Raw genomic sequence first — 18,159 nt, forward strand, 5'->3', positions numbered from 1 at the left:
CCCGACTCGTTCGACGCACGCCCGCAAATTGAACCGATCGGTCAAATATTCAGGGAAGATCCATGAGCGCCCCCAGCACCTCCCGCGCCCCCGCCTCGTGGAACCGACGAGCCTTCGTGCTCCTGGCCGGCGCGCAGACCACGCTGATATACACGCTCTCCGCCATCGCCGTGCCCCTGCCCGAGATCGGCCGCGAGTTCGGCCTCGGTCACGCCGACCTGATCCTGCTGAGCGCCGCCTACGGGTTGTCCTTCGCGGGACTGGTCCTCTTCGGCGGAAACCTCGCCGGCCGCTACGGCGGGCGGCGTGCTCTCACCGCGGGACTCGTCCTCTTCACCGCGGCCTCCGCCGTCGCCCCGCTCGCCCAGAACGTCGGGGTCCTGCTCGTCGCCCGCTTCGCCCAGGGCGCGGGCGCCGCGATCGTCGCGCCGGCCGCCATGGCCGTGCTGCGCACCATCTTCCCCGCACCCACCGCCTACGGCAGGGCCATGGCGACCTGGGGCGGGCTGTCCGTGCTCGGGGCGACGGCGGGCAACCTGCTCTCCGGCGTCATCGCGTCCCAGCTCTCGTGGCGCTGGGCCCTGGGCGTGCCCCTCGTGGTGGCGGTCGCGGCGCTCGCCCTCGTCCCCAAGCTGCTGCCGGGCAACACACCGAACCTCGGCACGGCGCTCGACCTGCCGGGCGCGCTGCTCGCCACCGCCGGGATCACCCTCGCCAGCTACGGATTCGTCGTCACCGACGCCCGGCCCTGGCTGTCGGCGGGTGTCCTGGGGCCGCTGCTGGGCGGGACCGCGCTGGTGACCGCGTTCTGGTACGTCGAGCACCGGGCCCGGAACCCGCTGCTGCCCCCTGGCTTCCTCCTCGACCGCCGGCGGGCGCTGGCTCTGACGGCCACCGCGCTCAGTGCGTGCGGCACCGGCATGACGTTCGTGGTCCTCTCCTTGCACCTGCAGCAGGACCGAGGATGGTCGCAGCTGCAGACCTCCGCCGCCTTCGTGCCGTTCGCCGTGGCGCTGATCGCCTCGGGACGCGCGGCACGTCCGCTGATCAACCGGTACGGGCCCCGAACCGTCGCGGCCGCCGGTCTCGGCACAGCCGCGGCCGGGCTCGTCCTCCTCGCCCTCACCGGGTTCGAGGTGCACGCTCCGTACGCATACGGACTGCTGCCCGGCCTCATCCTGCTGCCGCTCGGGGCTGCCGCCTCTTTCGCCGGATCCGCCGTGCTCGCCACCGACGGTGTCCCTCACCAGCAGAGCGGACTCGCGGGCGGCGTCCTGAACACCGCGATGGAACTGGGCCCCACCGTCCTGTTCGCCGTCCTGCTCACCCTCCGCACCGACGCACTGTCCCTGGCCGCGACCGGCGCCCTGCTGGCCGTCGTGGCCCTCCTGCACCACCACCGCACCATGTAGCCGTTCGAACGAGCCACCCACCCCTCACCCACGACCCTGTGTCCTCACATCCCAAGGAGTCACCGAAATGAGCCGCTTCACCGGCAAGACCGTCCTCGTCACCGGCGCGGGCTCCGGCCTCGGCCGGGCGATCGCGATCGCCTTCGCCGCCGAAGGCGCGTCCGTGGTCGCCGCGGGCCGCACCGCGGCCTCCCTCGACGAGACGGTCGGCCTCGTCGAGGCCGCAGGCGGCACCGCCGCCGCCATCACCACCGACGTCACCGACTCGACGCAGCTCCGGGACCTCGTACGCGAGACCGTCGCCCGCTTCGGCAGTCTGGACGTCGCGGTCAACAACGCCGGCACCTTCCGCGGCGCCGTACCCGCCGGCGACATCGAGGAAGACGACTGGGAAGCCGTCCTGCGCACCAACGTCACCGGCGTGTGGCTGGCCATGAAGCACGAGATGGCCCACATGAAGGACAACGGAGGCGGCGCCATCGTCAACATCTCCGCCAACCTGGGCGCACACCGGAGGATCCCGAACGCCGCCGCCTACATCGCCTCGAAGGCAGCGGTCTCCGCGCTCACCCGCGCCGCCGCCCTCGACCACATCCACCAGAACATCCGCATCAACGCGGTCAGCCCGGGCGCCTCCGACGCGCCCATGTCCCTGCGCCCCGGCGAGACCGAGGCCGGCCGCGCGGAACGGATGAAGACGGAGAACCCCCTCGGCCGGCTCGCGGAAGCCGATGAAGTGGCGGCCGCGGTGCTCTACCTCGCCTCCCCCGCCGCCGGCTCGGTCGTGGGCAGCGACCTGGTCATCGACAGCGGAGCCTCGGCCTGACGAACATTCGCCCGTCGACGCCCGGCCACGGCAACGACGCTCCACGCCACTCGGTCGGGCGTACGGACTCTGGACGTCCCTGCGGCTGCACCCACTTTGGCGGAAACACCCCATCAATGGTCACTCGTATCCGAGAACTTCTTCGGACTGCAGGCGCCACCCGCCGTCCCGCTTGACCAGGACGAAGGCGGTGCGCTCAAAAACGTCGTAGTACCCGGAGTCCGGAGCGTGGCCATAGGCGAACCAGAGCGCCTCGATCCGCGCCGTGTCCGGCGTTTCGCTGACGACGGTCACCTCTTCCAGTGTGGACACGGCGCCGGATTCATCGGTTCTGTCGCGGTCGTGCGCTCTGGCGTATGCGGCGCAAAAGTCAGCAGGGCTCTGGTAGAGCATCTGAACCTCTTGGGTACACGTCGCGGCCGGTTCGTGTGAACGACCGTACTGGGAAAAGCCCCACCTGGATCCCCCGACGCGGATGCGGCCGCCGAAGCAGGCCGGCACTCGTCGGCGGTGACCGGCTCCAGTCGTGTCCGGCCGGAACCCGGGGTCCCAGGTCCGCCCCACCGCATCCGCCGGGCGCCGTCGGCTGACCGCCCCGGGAAACGCGGATGCCGCGCACGGCCACGGTCTGGCAGGATCCGTGGGTGTCCGCTTCCCTGTACGAATCGCATGTGACGGTCCGCTGCGCCAACCCCGACGAGTGGGTACGGCTGCGCCGGTGGGCGGCTTCGGGTGGCCTGAAACTGACGCACATCGTGCTGGCGCGCGGCCGGATGCGCGAGCAGCCCATGCTCACGCTGTCCGGTTCCTCGTCGTACGTCGAGCAGACGGCGCGCATACGCGACGTCGTGGCAGCGCTGCGAGCGGACGGCTTCGAACCGGTCCGGGTGAAGACCGAGTCGACGCCGTGGGCCGCGGAGGTACCGGCGCGGCTCGCCGAGGACGACGAACGGTACTTCGAGCACCATGTGAAGCTGCTGCTCGACGCCGACACCGACCTGGCGGCGCTCGCGGCGCAGGTGGTGCCGCACGGCGCCCATCTGTCGTGGAACGCCCTGCGGGTGCGGGACGGCGCGCGGCACGAGCGGTTCGTGACGCAGCGCTGCCGCTCGGTGGGTGCCGAGGCGGCCGGGCAGGCGCTGGAGCGGTTGCTGACGGAACTGGACGCCTTCGTCGTGCTGAGCGTGGAGCGGGAGTTCGTCCTCCACGACAGCGACCTGTCCGTGGACGACGGTTGGATCGAGGAGCCTGTGAGGGCACGGACATGAGCGGGACGGCATGGGACGGATTCGGCTGGCAGAGCACCGAGTTGCCCCGCGAACCCTTGGACGAGGCCACCCGCATAGCCGAGGACCTGCCGAAGACGCTCGCCTGGGTGCCGGGAGACGACGTGGTGCAGCGTCCCGTCTTCGACCCGTCGCTGAAGCACCACCAAAACGCCTACCGCGCGACCGACCCGCGGTTCACGGATCCGACGCGGGGCCAGGCCTGGCGGGCGGCCCGGCGTGAGGCCCTGCACCTCGTGCTCGACGCGATCACTTCATCGCCGTGGGTGGACGCCCTGGTGCTGCGGGGCAGCGTGCTGATGTCGCTCTGGTTCCCGGACGCCGCCCGCGAGCCCGGCGACCTGGACTTCGTCGTCGTCCCAGACACCCGGCGCATCGACGACGGCCGCACGGACCGGATGCTGCTCGGCATCGCCGCGGCGGCGCAGTCGCTGGCCGACGCACGCGGCCGTGAGGTCGGGATCTCGGCACGGGGCACGGTCGTCGAGGACATGTGGACCTACGAGCGGGTACCGGGCCGCCGCATGGTGCTGCCGTGGGGCTCACCCGGGCTGCCCGGCGGCCACGTCCAGCTCGACTTCGTCTTCAACGAGCACCTGCCCCAGCCACCCGAGCCGACCGAACTGCCCGGCGGGGCCGTCGTGCAGGCGGCCACACCGGAACTCTCGCTGGCCTGGAAACTGATGTGGCTGATCAACGACATGCACGCCCAAGGCAAAGACCTCTACGACGCCGTACTCCTGGCCGAACGCCACCCGCTGCCCTACGAACTCCTCCACGAAGTGTTCCGGCTGTCCGGCGAATGGCCGTACCACCGCGACACCATCCGCCTCGAAGACGTCACCGAGGCCGTCGGGTACGTGGAGTGGAGACACTTCGTCACCGAACACCCGCAGTACAAGAACGCCGAACGAGAATACGCGGACCGGCTCGTCCGCGCTGTCACGCGCACCTTCGACAGGGCCACCGGCTGAGAGCCCGCCCGGGCGGTGGACCCCAATCCGAGACAGCGTGTCACCGGACCGTGACGGACCGCTGCGGGGTACCGGGTGTACGGCGCGGACGCCGTGGAGCGTCTGGCATTCATCTCCTCGGCGAAGCTGCCGGCCTTGGCGCTGGAGGGGCAGGGACCCTCTTCGTCAGCGGACCGGCCGCGGGGGGAAGCGGATCCTGGCGTCCTCGGTGTGGGCACGCATGACCTGCTGGGCGCGGGTGTCGTCGCGGGCGGCGATGGCCGCGATCAGTTCCCGGTGCTCCGCCCAGGCCTGATGGACGACGGGCGTGTAGTAGCGGCGCACCTTGTTCTCGACGCGTGCCGCCAGTTCCGCGAGGACCGCGTTCCCTGCCAGTTCCATGACACAGGCGTGGAACGTGGCATTCGCGGCGACCACCCCCTCCACGTCGTCGGCGGCGACAGCCGCCTCGCCCGTCGTACACAGGTCGTCGAGCCGCTCGAGCCCGTCGGCGGACGAGCCGACCGCGGCCAAGCGTGCCCCTTCGGTCTCCAGCAGGGCACGGACGACGAAGAGCTGGTCGGTCTCCGCGCCGGTCGGCTCGTGGACGAAGGCACCCTGCGCGGGGCGAAGGTCCACCCACCCTTCGGTGTTCAGCCGTTGCAGCACCTCGTGCACGGGCTGCCGGGAGACCCCGAGACGGGCCGCGAGCTCGCTCTCCACCAAGTGCTGGCCCGGATGCAGCGACCGTGAGCTGACCAGCTCCAGCAGCGCCTGGTACACCTGCTCCCGCAAGGGCCCGGGGCGCTGCAGCCTGGGTACGGATCCTTGCGGCAGCCCGTTGAACGGCATCTCGGCCTCCACTGGTTCCCTGGACGCTCCTACTGCGTCGACCTCACCGGACGTTGGGCAGAGTATCGACCTGTCGGCGACACGTGAGAAGTGGATCCGGCCCGCTTCCATCTCACCGTCGTCCCAAGCACGGGCCGCTGAGTGGCTCGGCGCACCGTCGGTGGACATGCGCCGCCGTACGTCTGCCACCAGGATGAGGGGACGGTGGACGGGGTTTCGGCAGCGTGCACAGCGGTGCTCCCACCAGGGCGGCGCAGTGGCCATGAGGAACGGGCTTCCCCCCGGCGGCCCGCGTTACCGACCGTTGACCGTGCGGGGCCGCCGGCGGCCCCGCACAGGAACGAGAGGCAAGCACGTCATGAGTGAGACAGGACAAGGCGCGGGCCGCGTGGTCGTCGTCACCGGTGGTACGCGTGGCATGGGCCGGGAGACGGCGGGCTACCTCGCCCGTCTCGGCTACCAGGTCGTGGTGAACTACGCCGGGAACGAGGCGCAGGCGAACGAGACCGTCGAGGAGATCGCCGCCAGTGGCGGGACGGTCGTGGCGAAGCGCGCGGACGTCGCGGACGAGGTCGCGGTCGCGGCCATGTTCGACGAGGTGGAGACCGAGTTCGGCGGCGTCGACGTCCTGGTCCACGCGGCAGGGATCATGCCGGTCGGCCCGATGGTCGACTTCGACCTCGACCAGCTCGACCGGCTGCTGCGCGTCAACCTCCGCGGTACCTACGTGGTGAACCAGCAGGCCGCGAAACGGCTACGCTCCGGCGGCGCGATCATCAACTTCTCCAGCTCCATCACCAGGTTCAGCCGGCCCGGCTACACCGCGTACGCAGCGACCAAGGGCGCGGTCCAGGCCATGGCCCTGATCCTCGCGCGCGAGCTGCGGGGGCAAGACATCACCGTCAACGTCGTGGCCCCCGGCCCCATCGCCACGCCGCTGTTCTTCGAGGGCAAGAGCCAGGAGGTGGTCGACCGGATCTCCGCCGAGCCGCCGCTCGGGCGTCTCGGTGAGCCGGACGACGTCTCCGGGGCGGTCGCCTTCCTCGCCGGGCCCGGCCGCTGGATCAACGGCCAGACCCTCTTCATCAACGGCGGAGCGATCTGACGGCATCGCCGGCAGCTGTCGAACCGCAGCGCGACGCCGGCGTGACCCTGCCGGCGGAGCCGGTGCGGCAGGTTGCCTCGCGACAGCCTCGACCGCGTAGTCGGCTCAGGTGCCCGGGGCGATCGCACAGGCGGAGACGCAGACCCAGCCGCCCTCACGCTTCTGGTACGTGTCGGTGTAGAGGGCTTCCTGAGCCGCTCCGTCGGTGAGCATGGTGTACGTGGCGCGGCCGTGGATCAGGGCGACGTCGCTGAGGATGCGGATCTTGACGTCGTGGACGGCGAGGTCCTTGAAGGGCCGCGGCTCGGCGATGTAGTCGAGGAACTCGGCACGGTTGCGCGTGACACCCGGGGTCTGCACAACGAAGTCCTCGGCGAGCAGCTCACTGAAGCGCTGGACGTCGTTGAACTGGTCGGAGTGGACGTAGTCGTCGTTGAGCTGCTCGAGGATCGCCAGATCCTCACTGGACTGCTTGATGTCGGTGTAATTCACTTTCTTGTTCCTTCTCTGCGTGTTGCGGCGTTCGCTGCAGGTGGGCTGCTGCTCTAATGCCGTGTACGCGCTGTCGGCGAACGAGGCCATCAGAGGGAGCACCGCACGTGGGAACGCTTCGCGTTCGCCGTGGAATGCAACAGCCGTCGCGATCTGAACAAGTGGGTAGCCGGCATTCGACTGCCGCCACACGGGGGCCCGGACGCCGGGAATCAGCCGGGCAGCTCCCGCTCCGGGCGAAAGCCACCCATTACGGCCGAACTCCCATCAAGCCTCGCAAGCAGGAACGGGACTGTCAAGTCCTCTTAAGATGGATTTGTGAATAGCGAGACGACCGCGGTCGGCATACCCCCTGCGTGGCTGCCCCGGCGCCTTTGCCGTGCTGGGACCACGACCGAACGGGGCCGGCGAGTCGACGGGCTCGCATCAGCCCACGGTGTACGTCTTCACGTGAGCCAACGCCATGTCCATGGCGATCCGCATGGGTTCGACGTCGCGTGCCATCTGGGCGAGCAAGTAACTTCCTTGCAGCGCCGCCATCACGGACAGTGCGAGCTTCGCGGGATCGGCTTCCTCCTTGAGCGAACCGTTCTCCTGCATACGGCGCAGGCCGGCGGCGATCAACTCCTGCCATTCGCCGAACTTCTCGGCGAGCAGGTCTCGGGCCGCGGGATCTTGAGCCGCGCGGGATCCGACAAGTGCGCCCAGAGCGCATCCGTAGGCCCCGTCCTGGAGGGAATTGAAGCGGATGATCGAATCGCTCCAGCGTTCCAGGGCAGGGAAGGAGTTCATCCGTTCCAAGTACTGTCGGTCGCGTTCGAGAATCTGTTGGGCACGCAACTCGATCACACTGTGCACAAGCTCGTCCTTGTCTGCGAAATGACGGTAGAACTGGGACTTGCTGGTCCCGCTCACCGCTCGCACGTCGTCCAAGGTCACCGAGTTGACACCCTTGACGTAGAAGAGGTCTGCGGCGGCCTGGATCAAGCGATCACGTGTTACCGCTCCGCGCGCCGTGAGGCGCCTCTTCGGCAGAGCGTTGTCATCTTCGGCCATAGGCTCGGGCGCCTCACTCGTGGACGTCGTCGACGGCCTGCCGCCCGCGGTCGAGCAGCTCGCAGAACTGGGGGTGCTTCGCGATGAAGCGATCCACGACGGGGCAGCGGTTGGTGACTGCCGCGTGCTCCTTCACCAGGTCGCACAGTGCCTCACGGATCAACGCGGTTCCCAGGCCGCGGCCACGGTAACCCTCCTGGACGTACGTGTGCGTCAGGCTGTACTGGGTGCCCTTGCGCTCGTAGGCGAGCAGCCCCGCGTAGTCGCCGTCCTCTTGAACCTCGTAGAACCTGTTGTCGCCGTCCTTGAGGACTCTGATCGAGCCGCTCGCGTCGGTCCACAGCACCTTGGGCATCGCCGTTCCTGTCACCTTGTGCCGGCCCCGCCTGGTCGACGGGGCACTCCTCTCGCTCACCAGTGGACCAGATCGTCCTCTTTGAGGGCTGGTGAGCCTTCAGCGGACGCGGATGACGGTCTTTCCCTTGACCCGCTCCGTCGGATTGAAGGCCGCGACGGCGTCATCGAGCGTCGCCACGTGGCCGATGACCGTGCGCAGCCGCCCGTCCCGCACCCGCTGGACCAGCTCGCGCAGTTGGACGCGATCAGCCTCGACGACGAAGTCGATGGCCAGACCATCCGCAGGTCGCGCATGGGGCGGGCCGGCGATGGTCACCAGCGTTCCTCCGGCGCGGACCAGGCTCGCGGACCGCTTCCCGATGTCGCCGCCGATGACGTCGAACACCAGATCCACTCCTCCGACGTCTTCCAGCGTGTCGCCGTCCAGGTCGACGAACTCCGTCGCACCGAGGTCGAGCGCCGCCGGACGATCGGCGGCACGACCTGTGCCGATGACGTAAGCACCCGCCTCGCGGGCGAGCTGCGTCACGATCGATCCGACGCCACCGGCCGCGCCGTGCACGAGGACGCTCTGCCCCGGCTGGACCCGACCGTGCTCGAACAGCCCCTGCCACGCCGTCAGGCCCGAGATCGGCAGACTCGCGCCGACCGTGAAGTCGACATCGCCGGGCAGCGGCGCGAGGTTGCGTGCTTCGACGACCGCGTACTCCGCCAGTGTGCCGTCGCGGGTCCAGTCCGTGAGGCCGAAGACTCGCTGCCCCACGGACAGTCCTCTCGTTCCGTAACCCAGGGCACTGACCACTCCGGCGAGCTCATGGCCGGGGATCGACGGTGTGCGGTCGCGGCCGAGCCGGTCCGTCCAGTTCGAGGGCCACGTCAGCTCCCCCGGGGTGAATCCGGACGCGTGAACCTCGACCAGCACATCGTTCCCCGCCGCCTCGGGTGTGGGGCGCTCCGCCAGCCTCATCCCGGCCGTCCCCGCGGCCTGATCGGTCACAACGATCGCCTTCATCGGGTTACCTCCCTGCATCTCGTCGTCGAACGCTCCGCATGCGGGCGCTGAGAGCTTTCAAAAGTGAACTTAATAGTCCATAATATGGTTGCCATCTTGCACTCCAACAGCATACTCAAGCCATCGACTGGACGAGATGGTCCCCTACTGTTCTCTGCGTTCGTCATCCCAGGAGAGGGCCGGCCACTCCGGCGTCTGCAGATGGGCCTCCGGGACGCGGGTGATGACGGACCGTCCTTCCAGGAGGTGGGGTGGCGGACGGGCCACACCCCACCCCCGTAGTCCGGGTCAGGGCCTGATGAGCACCTTCAGGCTCCTGCGGTCGGCCATGTCCTGGTAGCCGGTCGGGACGCCGTCGAGGTCGGTGGTGGCGTCGAAGACCTTCCCGGGTTCAATGGCGCCGCCGAGGACGTCGGGCAGAAGGTCTTCGATGTAGGCGCGCGCCGGTGAGGGGCCGCCGGCAAGGCGGATGTTGTGGCGGAAGAGGCTGGCGATGCCGATGGGGGCTTCCTCGTACTGAGGGGCGCCCACGCGGCTGATGACCCCGCCCGGTCGGATGATGCCAAGGGCTTGGTCGTAGGCGGGCCTGGTGCCGACGGCCTCCAGGACCACGTGCGGGCCGTACCCGCCGGTGAGCTCACGGACCGTTTCGACACCTTCTGCCCCGCGGGCGGAGACGACATCGGTCGCACCGAACTCACGGCCGAGGTCGGTGCGCGCCTGATGGCGGCCCATGAGGACGATCTGCTCGGCGCCCAGCCGCTTGGCGGACAGGACCGCCAACAGACCGACGGCGCCGTCGCCGATCACGGTGACACGGGTTCGCTCATCGACTCCGCCCGACACGGCAGCGTGGTGGCCGGTGCAGAAGACGTCGGAGAGCGTCAGCAGGGAGGGAATGAGCGCCGAGTCCGCGGCGACGGGGAGCTTGACGAGGGTGCCGTCGGCCAGAGGGACGCGGATGGCCTCGGCCTGGGCGCCCTCCTCCGCCTCGCCGTCCCAGAAGTTCGCCTGTGGGTGGATGCAGGAGCTGGACAGACCTTGACGGCAGAACTCGCAGGTGTTGTCGGAGGTACTCCAGGGTGAGACGACCAGGTCGCCACGCTCGACGGTGGTCACCTCCGCGCCGGTGTCCTCGACGATGCCGATGAACTCGTGGCCCATCCGTGCTGGACCGTCCTCGGGCTTCAGCGAGGCGTACGGCCACAGATCCGTGCCGCAGACGCAGGATGCGGTGATCCGCACCAGGGCGTCGGTCGGGTGCTTGATGACGGAGTCGGGCACGTCCTCGACGCGGACGTCGCCGGCGCCGTACATGAGTGCTGCACGCATCGTGATACTCCCTTTCCAGGTGGCGCCGGCGGGAATGACAGTGCGTATCGGGCGGCCATGCAGCGCCACCGCGTCACGCACAGTGGAAGCGCCGATTGCGGAAACAGAGCCGTTCGGTGTTCCGACTGATGTCGCGGCCGGGCTTCTCGACGCGCACTTGTCGGTGTCGGAGTGCCACCGTTGATCGCCGGTTATTTGCTGCATCAGACGTGGAGCAAGCGTCTCCTTCCGTAATAGCACATATGAAGGGACCATGTAGTCCATATGGTGGTCCCCTACGGATGTCGCCATCGTTAAGGTCCTCACCGTGCTCACGGGAACCCGATGCGGCGCGGGCCGCCACCCCAGAAGTCGTGGCGGTGGTTCACGTGACAGGCGAGTCACGCGCACCCGCGAAGGCCACGCCTCATGCGCTCGACGCCCGCGCGGGCAGGGGGCAGTCGACTCATCCGCCCAGGCGCGGGGCGGCACCGCTCTGCGACACTCCGACAGCCGCGGTGATCGCGCGTAGTAATATCGGCTACATGTCCGTAGATGATGCTCCCAGGCAAGAGCGGCGCCTGACCTTGCGTGGGGCTGTCACCCGCGACCGCATTGTTCAGGCCGCTGCCGACCTGTTCTACGTGAGGGGCGTCGACGCGGTCTCCCTCGACGACGTGCGAGCGACAAGCGGGACGAGTAAATCCCAGCTCTATCGCCACTTCGCGGACAAGGACCAGCTTGTCCACAGTGTCATCGCGCTGCGGACCGATCAGGTCCTGAACCGTGATCGCCAAATGCTGGAGCGGATGAATTCCCTTCGCGCGCTCGAACGATGGAGCGACAAGCTCATCCAGCTCAACTCCCTGCAGAACGGCGCCTACGGGTGCGCGCTGGGTTCGCTGGTCAGCGCGCGGGCGGCACAGGACCCGACGTCGAGGAGCAAGCTCGCCGACACGTTCGCCGAGTGGCAGCAGCTCATCTCGGCAGGGTTGAAGCGCATGCAGGAGAACGGCTCGCTGCGCGAGGACGCCGACCCGGAGCAGCTCGCCACTGCCGTCATGGCCGCCTTGCAGGGCGGCTACCTGCTCGCGCAGACCGCGCAGAACGTCGAGCCGATGCGCCTCTCCATGCAGATGGCGCTGACCTACGTACGCTCCTTCGTCGTGGACTGAGCCGGCTCCGCGGCTCGATGCCTCACCACGCGGGCGGACAGGCGGGCAGGCGGCCGGTTGGTCAGCTCCATGAGGGCGAGAGCCAGGTACCTGAATATTTCGCGTCGACCAGGTCGATGTATTCGGATTCTTGCGGATGAACCCGTCGACGATCGGACGGTAATTTGAAATGCTGTTTCCGTTGATGCACAGAAAGTCCAGAATGCTCTTGATGGGGACGCTGAAAAGACCGCGCCCCCGGAAAGCGTCGCAGATGACCGTGTAGATCGATACGTGCCGAAACGCCAATCACCCGATGACCCATACGGCCGGTCGCCTCACCGGCAACGGATATCTCGTGCCGACGCTCCTTCTCGTTGTTGCTCACCACCACTGACGATTCCGTGCCTGAGAATATGCACGTCGGCTGCCGTCAAGAGGTTTCGGCCACCCGCAGATTCGGCGTGAACACCCGCCGGCCCCGGCCCCGGCTTCGGGCGCGGCACGTTCAGACGAAGTGGACGAAACAGTCCAGCGAGAGTCGCTCGCCATCCTGAACGCACACACTGTGACCCGCAAGGGAGAATCGTGGGTGCGCGGACTGTGGACGCGCGACCCGCCCCATGACAGATAGGATTGTTACGTCTATCGGGGTCATATCGCTCGATGACGGTCAGGGAGCGGCAGATGGACGCCTCGGACGAACTCCTGCAGAGGGCCACGCCGTCGGCACTTCTGGCCCTGGACGGTGTCATCCGTTCTCTCAACTCCGCGATGACCTCAGCGCTGGGCCGGCCCGCGGACCTTGTTCGGGATGTCGCTGGACGAGGACCGGCCGTTGCCCTGTGCCATCCGTACGGGTCAGCCGCAATTCATCGCCAACCAGGAGGAGTTCGCACGGTGTTGGCTGAGTGACACCAGTGTCGTCCAGGCACCCTCCGGACCCGATGTCGCCATGTCGATCACTCCTCTCAGCCCGCCGGGCGACCGGCCACTCGGGGCCTGGGCAGTGACGCACGACTGTGAACGCCCTCCATCCCTGGAGAAGCGCGCCTTCATGACCACTCTGGCCGATCTGGCCGGCCAGGCCCTCAGGCGCATCAGGTTGCAGCAGGCGCACGTCGAGCTGTCCACCGCGGTCCAGCAGAGCATGCTCCCCACGCTGCCCGAGCGTCTGCCGGGCCTGGAGGTAGCCGTCCGCTACCAGCCCAGCAGGGACGGGCTGGACATCGGCGGAGACTGGTACGACGCGTTCTTCCTGCCCGACGGCGCGGTCGCCCTGGAGATCGGCGACGCCCAGGGGCACGACGTCGACGCAGCGGTCTTCATGGGTCAGGTGCGCTCGTCCATGCGCGCGATCGCCGCCCACGAACCCGCGCCAGGAACAGTGCTGACACGCACCAACACGTTGCTGAACACAATGGACGCACAACGCTTCGCCAGCTGCACCATGCTCCATATCGATCCGCGCGACGGTCAGGTCATCGGTACCAGCGCGGGCCACGTCCCGCTGCTCCACGCACGCGACGACGGCAGCCACTGCATCCGCACGCTACCCGGTGGGCCGGTCCTCGGAGTCCTGCCCGATGTCGACTACCCGGAGGAGACTTTCACCCTGGAAGAGGGCACCGCGCTGGTCATGGTCACCGACGGTGTGGTCGAAGGGCCGGGCCTGACACTGGAAGCCGGACTGGAACGAGCGGGAACGCTGGCGGGCCGCGCCCTCCACGACCGGCTCGACGCCGAGGCGATGGCGGACGTCATCCTCGACGCCGTCGTCGCCGTGGACCACCTCGACGACGTGGCCGTGCTGGTCATCCGGCGCGCGTGATCGCACGACGTCTTCCGGCTCGAGAAAGCTACACCTGCAGGAAGGATTGCAGCATGGCTGTCACTTCCTGTGCCTTCTCCTCCGTCACGAAGTGTCCCGAATTCTTCAGGACTCGTCCGTCCACGTTCTCGGCGTAATCACGCCATTGGTCGACGACTATTCCACCGAAGGAATCCTGCGCGCCGACGGCGAGGACGGGCATCTTCAGTTTGCCGCGGGCCAGGAATTCCTTGTTCTGCTGAATGTTCGCACGGAACTCACGGTATACGCTCATCCAGGCCTCCGTGCGACCGGGCTCCTTGAGGAAGTGGGCGTAGTAGTCGAAGTCCGACGGCGTGAACGGTGACTCGTTGCCCACCAGGTACGCGGTGATCATCTCCTCGACGAAGACACGCTCGTGACCGGCGATGAGATGCTCGGCGAGAGGCATCTGGAACATGCCCCAGTGCCACGGTGAGGGCCGCTTCGGGTCAGGGCTCAGGGCGGGGAAGCTGTAGGCACCGCCATCCGCGATGGGGGCTTCCATCACCGCCATGCGACGCACCTCCGACGGCCACTGCGCCGCGTACGCGTAGGCGACCCACACGCCGACATCGTGGCTGACCACCTGGATGCCGTCGTTGATCCCCAGCTGCTTCAGCAGTTCGTGCACGTCCTGAGCCAGTTGCACGGCCTGGTAACCACTCTTCGTGACCTGTGACTCGCCGGTGCCACGCAGGTCGACGGCGATCACGGTGTGAATCCGGGAGAGCGGGCCCATCTGCTGCCGCCACTCGGCCCAGGTCTGCGGGAATCCGTGGATCATCACCACGGGCGAGCCATTACCGCCCTGCACGTAGTGCATACGGAAGTCATTTACTTCCGCGTACTTCGAATGAAAGCCGGCGGGTGGTTGAGATTGCGGATAATTCGACGGCGCCGGCTCCACCCTCGAGCTGCTCTTTCCTGTTCCGATGCCCATTGATGCACCTACTCGGAGTCGCGCTCTCGTCATTCCACACTAGACGTGCGGGTACGGCGAGGCCACCCATCTGTCCGGCAGCACGCCTTCATGACCACTCTGGCCGATCCGGCCGGCCAGGCCCTCAGGCGCATCAGGTTGCAGCAGCCGCGCGTCGAGCTGTGACCCAGCAGCCCGCCGCCCGCGCCCTGTCTCCCCTCTTGGACGCGCAGTTGAAAGACCTGATGCGGACCACCACTGTGCGCGGGACGGCCGCACAGGTCATGGCGAACCTCGACGGAGGTGCCAAAACCGGGACCGCAGAGGTCGGAACCGTCGCGGACAGCTGGTTCACTGCGTATGCCGTTGATGTCGCAGCCGCGGCCATGGTCGAGGGCGGCGGGCACGGTGCAGACACCGCCGGTCCGGCGGTGCGTGCCGTTCTGACCGCTGGACGACCCTAGTCATCAGTCCCACCCCCGGCGGGCCCGAGCGCCGGAGGACCCCCGTCACCCGGCGCCTGCGCCGCTCATCGCTGTTCAGCCGGCCGTCCGGTCGTGAGCGACTCCCGGAGCGCACGCTTGTCGGCTTTGCCGAGGCTCGTCGTGGGGATCTTTGATACGAAGTAGACGTGCTGGGGAGCTTGCCGGTCGCCCTTCCGCTCCGGGACGTACTGCGTCAGGGTCTCGGCGTCAGCGGTCGCCCCGCGGTGCAGAACTACGGCCGCATTGACCGCCTCGCCCGTAACCGAGTCGGGCGTACCGAACACCGCCGCGTGGGAAACGGCCGGGTGCTCGGAGAGGACATCCTCTGCACCGCGCGAGAAGACGTTCGAGCCGTTCGTGATGATCATGTCTTCTTGCGGTCGACGATGAAGAGGTATCCGCGATCGTCGAGCCTGCCGATGTCCCCGGTGTGGAGCCATCCGCCGGCCAGAGCTTCTTCCGTAAGGCCTGGCCGACGGTGATATCCGTGCATGACGAGCGGGCTGCGGACACAGATCTCCCCGACTCATCATCCACGATGGCCACATCGCACGCCGAAACGGGTCTTCCTACAGAGGTCAGCAGTTCCGGTCTGCGCGTGTTGTGATCGGCGCGGCGAAGCAGCGAGATGGGGTAGCACTCCGTTTGGCCGTAGAACTGGGGGAAGACACCACCCATGCGATTGAGCCCTTCAATGAGGCGGTCAGGGGTGATGGCGGAGGCGCCGTACAAAAGCAGTTCCAAGGAGGACAGGTCGGCGGTGCGCAGAGCGGCGTCATCGAGGAGCGAGTAGATCATTGTGGAGCCAGTAGGGCGACATTGACCCGTTCCCGCTCGATCGCCGCGAGAACAGCCTCCGGGGAGAAGCCCTCGAGAAGGTGCACCGTGCCGCCGCGAGAGAAGGTCGGCACAATATTCGAGCCCGCAACATGGCTGATGGGACCGACTTCCAAGTACCGCGGCCGATCCGGCAGCTCGCGACCAGCACTGTCCGCGGCGGCGTCGTTCAACTGGTGGACATGATCTTCCAGGGATGACAGGGGGTGCAGCCAGGTGATGATGGTGAGCCCGAAGGCTTGTGCGGCAACGGCTGCGCACCAATTTTCAGCCCGGTTGCCGAACAGTAGCGCCGCGCACTGTCCGGGCCGTAGACCGTAAGCAGCGAACACGGCCTGCATCCTGCCGATCAGATCGAGGACGCCCGCATACGTCAGCGATCCGCCGTCCCAGCTGAACGCGATGCGATGCGGGTACCGGCGCAGCACCCGCAGAACGAATCCGCCAGCGGTTGGTCTACCTACTGCGACATTGCGCATAGCCGTCGGGCCCCGTGTGCGCCCGGACCGCCACACCTCGGCATCGCGTACGACCTCGGTGACCTGATGGGGTTCATGCGGCGCACTCGCCTGAACCCCGATTTGTTCCACCTGGACGACGAGCTGTTCGACTGGGGGGTGCCGGCCCGACGGTGCGGTGAACGATCGTGAGCTTGCTCCGCTTTGACGGACACGTTCGGTGTGTTGATCAAGCTGCCAGGGCGGCCTCGAACTCGGCGGGGCTGCGGTAGCCGAGGCTGCTGTGGAGCCTACGTATGTTGTACCAGCCCTCGATCCACTCGAAGATTGCGGAGTGGGCTGCCGCCCGGCTGGGCCAGGACCGGTCGTCGATCAACTCGCGCTTGATGGTTGCGAAGAACGACTCGGCGAGGGCGTTGTCCCAGCACTGGCCGGTGCGGCCGACCGACAGGTTGATGCCCAACTCGCTTGCGAGAGTGGCGAAATCGCGGCTGGTGTACTGGCATCCGCGGTCCGAGTGAAAGATCACCGGGCCCCCGGGTCGGCGGCTGCGGCAGGCTGCTCGCAGGGCCTCGGCGACCAGTTCGGTGCGCAGGTGGTCGGCGGTGGCCCAGCCCACCACGCGCCGGGAGGCGATGTCGATCACGGTGGCCAGGTAGAGCCAGCCCTCTTCGGTCGGGATGTAGGTGACGTCGCCGCACCAGCGCACATCGAGTTTGGCAGGGTTGGGCTGGAAGTCGCGCAGGACGAGGTCGGGCCGCACGGCCGCGCGCGGGTCGGGGATGGTGGTGCGCTGGCGCGTCGTCGGTGTTGCCCCTGAAGGCCGCGTTGACGCATGAGGCGGGCAACGCGACGCCGGCCGCACCGCTCGCCCTCGCGCTGGAGGGCGGCGTGGATGCGCGGGGCGCCGTAGCTGCCGCGTGAGACTGCGTGGACCTCGGTGATCTTCTCGGTCAGCTCGGCGTCGCGGACCGCGCGGGGCCCCGGAGCGTCGGTGCGGCGGGCGTAGAAGGCGGCACGGGAGACCTGCAGCAGCTCACAGGCGCGCTTGACGCTGTGGCCGCCCTGCTTCTCCGCCTCGATGAACGGGTCCACCGTCACCGGGTCTCCTTCGCGAAGAAAGCCGTGGCACGCTTGAGGATCTCCACGTCCTCGCGCAGGCGGCGGTTCTCCCGCCGCAGGCGGGCCAGCTCTTCTCGTTCGTCGCTGGTCAGGCCGTCCCGCTCGCCGGAATCGACCTCGGCCTGCTTGACCCAGTCCCGCACCGCGGTCTCGGTCAGGTCGAAGTCCTTGGCGACCTGACCGACCGAGCGGTCACCGCGACGGCACAGCTCGACGATCTCGGCCTTGAACTCCGGCGTGAACGAGCGGCGAGGACGCGGCTTCTTCTTCCCCATGCTCTCCATGACAGACATCTTCCTTCCGGGGCGCAAACCCCTGATCTCAGGTGTCCGTCAAAGAGGATCAAGCCCATCGCAGCGTGCGCATCGGCCGTATGCTGAAGAGCCCTCGCCGGCGGATCCGGCGGGGCTGCCTCAGGCCCGAAGGCATACGGAGCAGGTCGAAGCTCTCGGGCGCACAGGGCAGCATCGCGCTTAGTCGCCTGATCTTCAAGCTGGGGGCGCATTCGAGTGACGGGCGGCCCCACCACAAGTCAGGGAAGGACGGTGGCGAGGCCGCGCATCCAGCATGCGCCACGCGTCGTCATGAGGTGGCGCGCATCCTGGAGACGCGGCCCGCCTGAATCTTTCTTAGCTCTGACCGGGGGGCCGCTCAAGCGCCTGCCTGGCCG

The 18,159-nt window shown here is 68.0% G+C and carries 20 protein-coding genes and 2 pseudogenes; 7 read left to right on the forward strand and 15 right to left on the reverse strand.

From position 1 onward, the window contains the following. Nucleotides 1–62 precede the first annotated feature (62 nt). Complete coding sequence (locus ACFZAU_RS14690) at nt 63–1,412, forward strand: MFS transporter (RefSeq protein WP_500552432.1); 1,350 nt, start codon at nt 63–65, stop codon at nt 1,410–1,412. A 67-nt stretch (nt 1,413–1,479) separates the two neighbouring features. After that, nucleotides 1,480–2,238 (forward strand): SDR family NAD(P)-dependent oxidoreductase, encoded by a 759-nt coding sequence (locus ACFZAU_RS14695; RefSeq protein WP_500552433.1) that lies wholly within the window; start codon nt 1,480–1,482, stop codon nt 2,236–2,238. Nucleotides 2,239–2,358: 120 nt separating this feature from the next. Here the strand turns inward: ACFZAU_RS14695 and ACFZAU_RS14700 are convergent, their stop codons facing one another. Continuing rightward, nucleotides 2,359–2,631: a hypothetical protein gene (locus ACFZAU_RS14700; RefSeq protein WP_500552434.1), complete on the reverse strand. Its 273-nt coding sequence runs from the start codon at nt 2,629–2,631 to the stop codon at nt 2,359–2,361. A gap of 215 nt (nt 2,632–2,846) precedes the next feature. Between ACFZAU_RS14700 and ACFZAU_RS14705 the strand changes: the two genes are divergently transcribed. After that, a complete protein-coding gene (locus tag ACFZAU_RS14705; RefSeq protein WP_500552435.1) occupies nt 2,847–3,506 on the forward strand; it encodes a hypothetical protein in 660 nt (219 codons plus the stop codon). Continuing rightward, complete coding sequence (locus tag ACFZAU_RS14710; protein WP_500552436.1) at nt 3,503–4,498, forward strand: nucleotidyl transferase AbiEii/AbiGii toxin family protein; 996 nt, start codon at nt 3,503–3,505, stop codon at nt 4,496–4,498. Before ACFZAU_RS14705 ends, ACFZAU_RS14710 begins: the two co-directional genes overlap by 4 nt. A gap of 165 nt (nt 4,499–4,663) precedes the next feature. Here ACFZAU_RS14710 and ACFZAU_RS14715 read toward each other — a convergent pair whose 3' ends face one another. After that, nucleotides 4,664–5,329: a GntR family transcriptional regulator gene (locus tag ACFZAU_RS14715; RefSeq protein WP_500552437.1), complete on the reverse strand. Its 666-nt coding sequence runs from the start codon at nt 5,327–5,329 to the stop codon at nt 4,664–4,666. Nucleotides 5,330–5,687: 358 nt separating this feature from the next. Between ACFZAU_RS14715 and ACFZAU_RS14720 the strand changes: the two genes are divergently transcribed. Continuing rightward, nucleotides 5,688–6,434, forward strand: a complete 747-nt coding sequence (locus ACFZAU_RS14720) for an SDR family oxidoreductase (RefSeq protein ID WP_500552438.1) — start codon at nt 5,688–5,690, stop codon at nt 6,432–6,434. Between the two features lie 105 nt (nt 6,435–6,539). Here ACFZAU_RS14720 and ACFZAU_RS14725 read toward each other — a convergent pair whose 3' ends face one another. The 5 genes from ACFZAU_RS14725 to ACFZAU_RS14745 all read right to left on the reverse strand — a co-directional run bounded on the left by ACFZAU_RS14725 (nt 6,540) and on the right by ACFZAU_RS14745 (nt 10,683). Beyond that, the gene (locus ACFZAU_RS14725) at nt 6,540–6,926 is read right to left on the reverse strand and encodes a nuclear transport factor 2 family protein (protein WP_500552439.1); all 387 of its coding nucleotides are present in this window, start codon (nt 6,924–6,926) and stop codon (nt 6,540–6,542) included. Nucleotides 6,927–7,352: 426 nt separating this feature from the next. Then, entirely contained in the window at nt 7,353–7,982 is a 630-nt protein-coding gene (locus ACFZAU_RS14730; protein WP_500552440.1) for a TetR/AcrR family transcriptional regulator, read from the reverse strand. A gap of 13 nt (nt 7,983–7,995) precedes the next feature. Next, nucleotides 7,996–8,337, reverse strand: coding sequence for a GNAT family N-acetyltransferase (locus tag ACFZAU_RS14735; RefSeq protein WP_500552441.1), 342 nt, complete (start codon nt 8,335–8,337; stop codon nt 7,996–7,998). A gap of 99 nt (nt 8,338–8,436) precedes the next feature. Further along, complete coding sequence (locus ACFZAU_RS14740) at nt 8,437–9,351, reverse strand: NADP-dependent oxidoreductase (protein WP_500552442.1); 915 nt, start codon at nt 9,349–9,351, stop codon at nt 8,437–8,439. Nucleotides 9,352–9,639: 288 nt separating this feature from the next. Beyond that, nucleotides 9,640–10,683 carry a zinc-binding dehydrogenase gene (locus ACFZAU_RS14745; protein ID WP_500552443.1) on the reverse strand — a complete coding sequence of 348 codons (1,044 nt, stop codon included), beginning with the start codon at nt 10,681–10,683 and terminating at the stop codon, nt 9,640–9,642. Nucleotides 10,684–11,207: 524 nt separating this feature from the next. On the opposite strand from ACFZAU_RS14745, the gene ACFZAU_RS14750 reads away from it, so the two are divergent. Then, complete coding sequence (locus tag ACFZAU_RS14750) at nt 11,208–11,837, forward strand: TetR/AcrR family transcriptional regulator (RefSeq protein WP_500552444.1); 630 nt, start codon at nt 11,208–11,210, stop codon at nt 11,835–11,837. A 61-nt stretch (nt 11,838–11,898) separates the two neighbouring features. Here the strand turns inward: ACFZAU_RS14750 and ACFZAU_RS14755 are convergent, their stop codons facing one another. After that, a complete protein-coding gene (locus ACFZAU_RS14755) occupies nt 11,899–12,204 on the reverse strand; it encodes a hypothetical protein (protein ID WP_500552445.1) in 306 nt (101 codons plus the stop codon). A 426-nt stretch (nt 12,205–12,630) separates the two neighbouring features. On the opposite strand from ACFZAU_RS14755, the gene ACFZAU_RS14760 reads away from it, so the two are divergent. Then, on the forward strand, nt 12,631–13,647 hold the full coding sequence (locus tag ACFZAU_RS14760) for a PP2C family protein-serine/threonine phosphatase (protein ID WP_500552446.1): 1,017 nt from the start codon (nt 12,631–12,633) through the stop codon (nt 13,645–13,647). Nucleotides 13,648–13,675: 28 nt separating this feature from the next. Here the strand turns inward: ACFZAU_RS14760 and ACFZAU_RS14765 are convergent, their stop codons facing one another. From ACFZAU_RS14765 to ACFZAU_RS14795, 7 genes and pseudogenes are all read right to left on the reverse strand, one after another. Beyond that, complete coding sequence (locus ACFZAU_RS14765) at nt 13,676–14,608, reverse strand: alpha/beta fold hydrolase (RefSeq protein WP_500552447.1); 933 nt, start codon at nt 14,606–14,608, stop codon at nt 13,676–13,678. A gap of 508 nt (nt 14,609–15,116) precedes the next feature. After that, nucleotides 15,117–15,440 (reverse strand): AMP-binding enzyme, encoded by a 324-nt coding sequence (locus ACFZAU_RS14770; protein WP_500552448.1) that lies wholly within the window; start codon nt 15,438–15,440, stop codon nt 15,117–15,119. A 199-nt stretch (nt 15,441–15,639) separates the two neighbouring features. Beyond that, nucleotides 15,640–15,870: pseudogene (locus tag ACFZAU_RS14775) on the reverse strand (acyl-CoA synthetase); the annotation flags it as partial. Then, the gene (locus ACFZAU_RS14780) at nt 15,867–16,337 is read right to left on the reverse strand and encodes an AMP-binding protein (protein WP_500552449.1); all 471 of its coding nucleotides are present in this window, start codon (nt 16,335–16,337) and stop codon (nt 15,867–15,869) included. The gene ACFZAU_RS14780 and the pseudogene ACFZAU_RS14775, both read right to left, overlap by 4 nt. 259 nt (nt 16,338–16,596) lie before the next feature. Continuing rightward, nucleotides 16,597–17,232 (reverse strand): IS3 family transposase, encoded by a 636-nt coding sequence (locus ACFZAU_RS14785; protein WP_500552450.1) that lies wholly within the window; start codon nt 17,230–17,232, stop codon nt 16,597–16,599. After that, nucleotides 17,178–17,468, reverse strand: a pseudogene (locus ACFZAU_RS14790) (IS3 family transposase); the annotation flags it as partial. The gene ACFZAU_RS14785 and the pseudogene ACFZAU_RS14790, both read right to left, overlap by 55 nt. Further along, the gene (locus tag ACFZAU_RS14795; protein WP_500552451.1) at nt 17,465–17,773 is read right to left on the reverse strand and encodes a transposase; all 309 of its coding nucleotides are present in this window, start codon (nt 17,771–17,773) and stop codon (nt 17,465–17,467) included. The gene ACFZAU_RS14795 and the pseudogene ACFZAU_RS14790, both read right to left, overlap by 4 nt. Between the last annotated feature and the right edge of the window lie 386 nt (nt 17,774–18,159).

The sequence above is a fragment of the Streptomyces sp. NPDC008238 genome (assembly GCF_042956445.1).
Classification (GTDB): domain Bacteria; phylum Actinomycetota; class Actinomycetes; order Streptomycetales; family Streptomycetaceae; genus Actinacidiphila.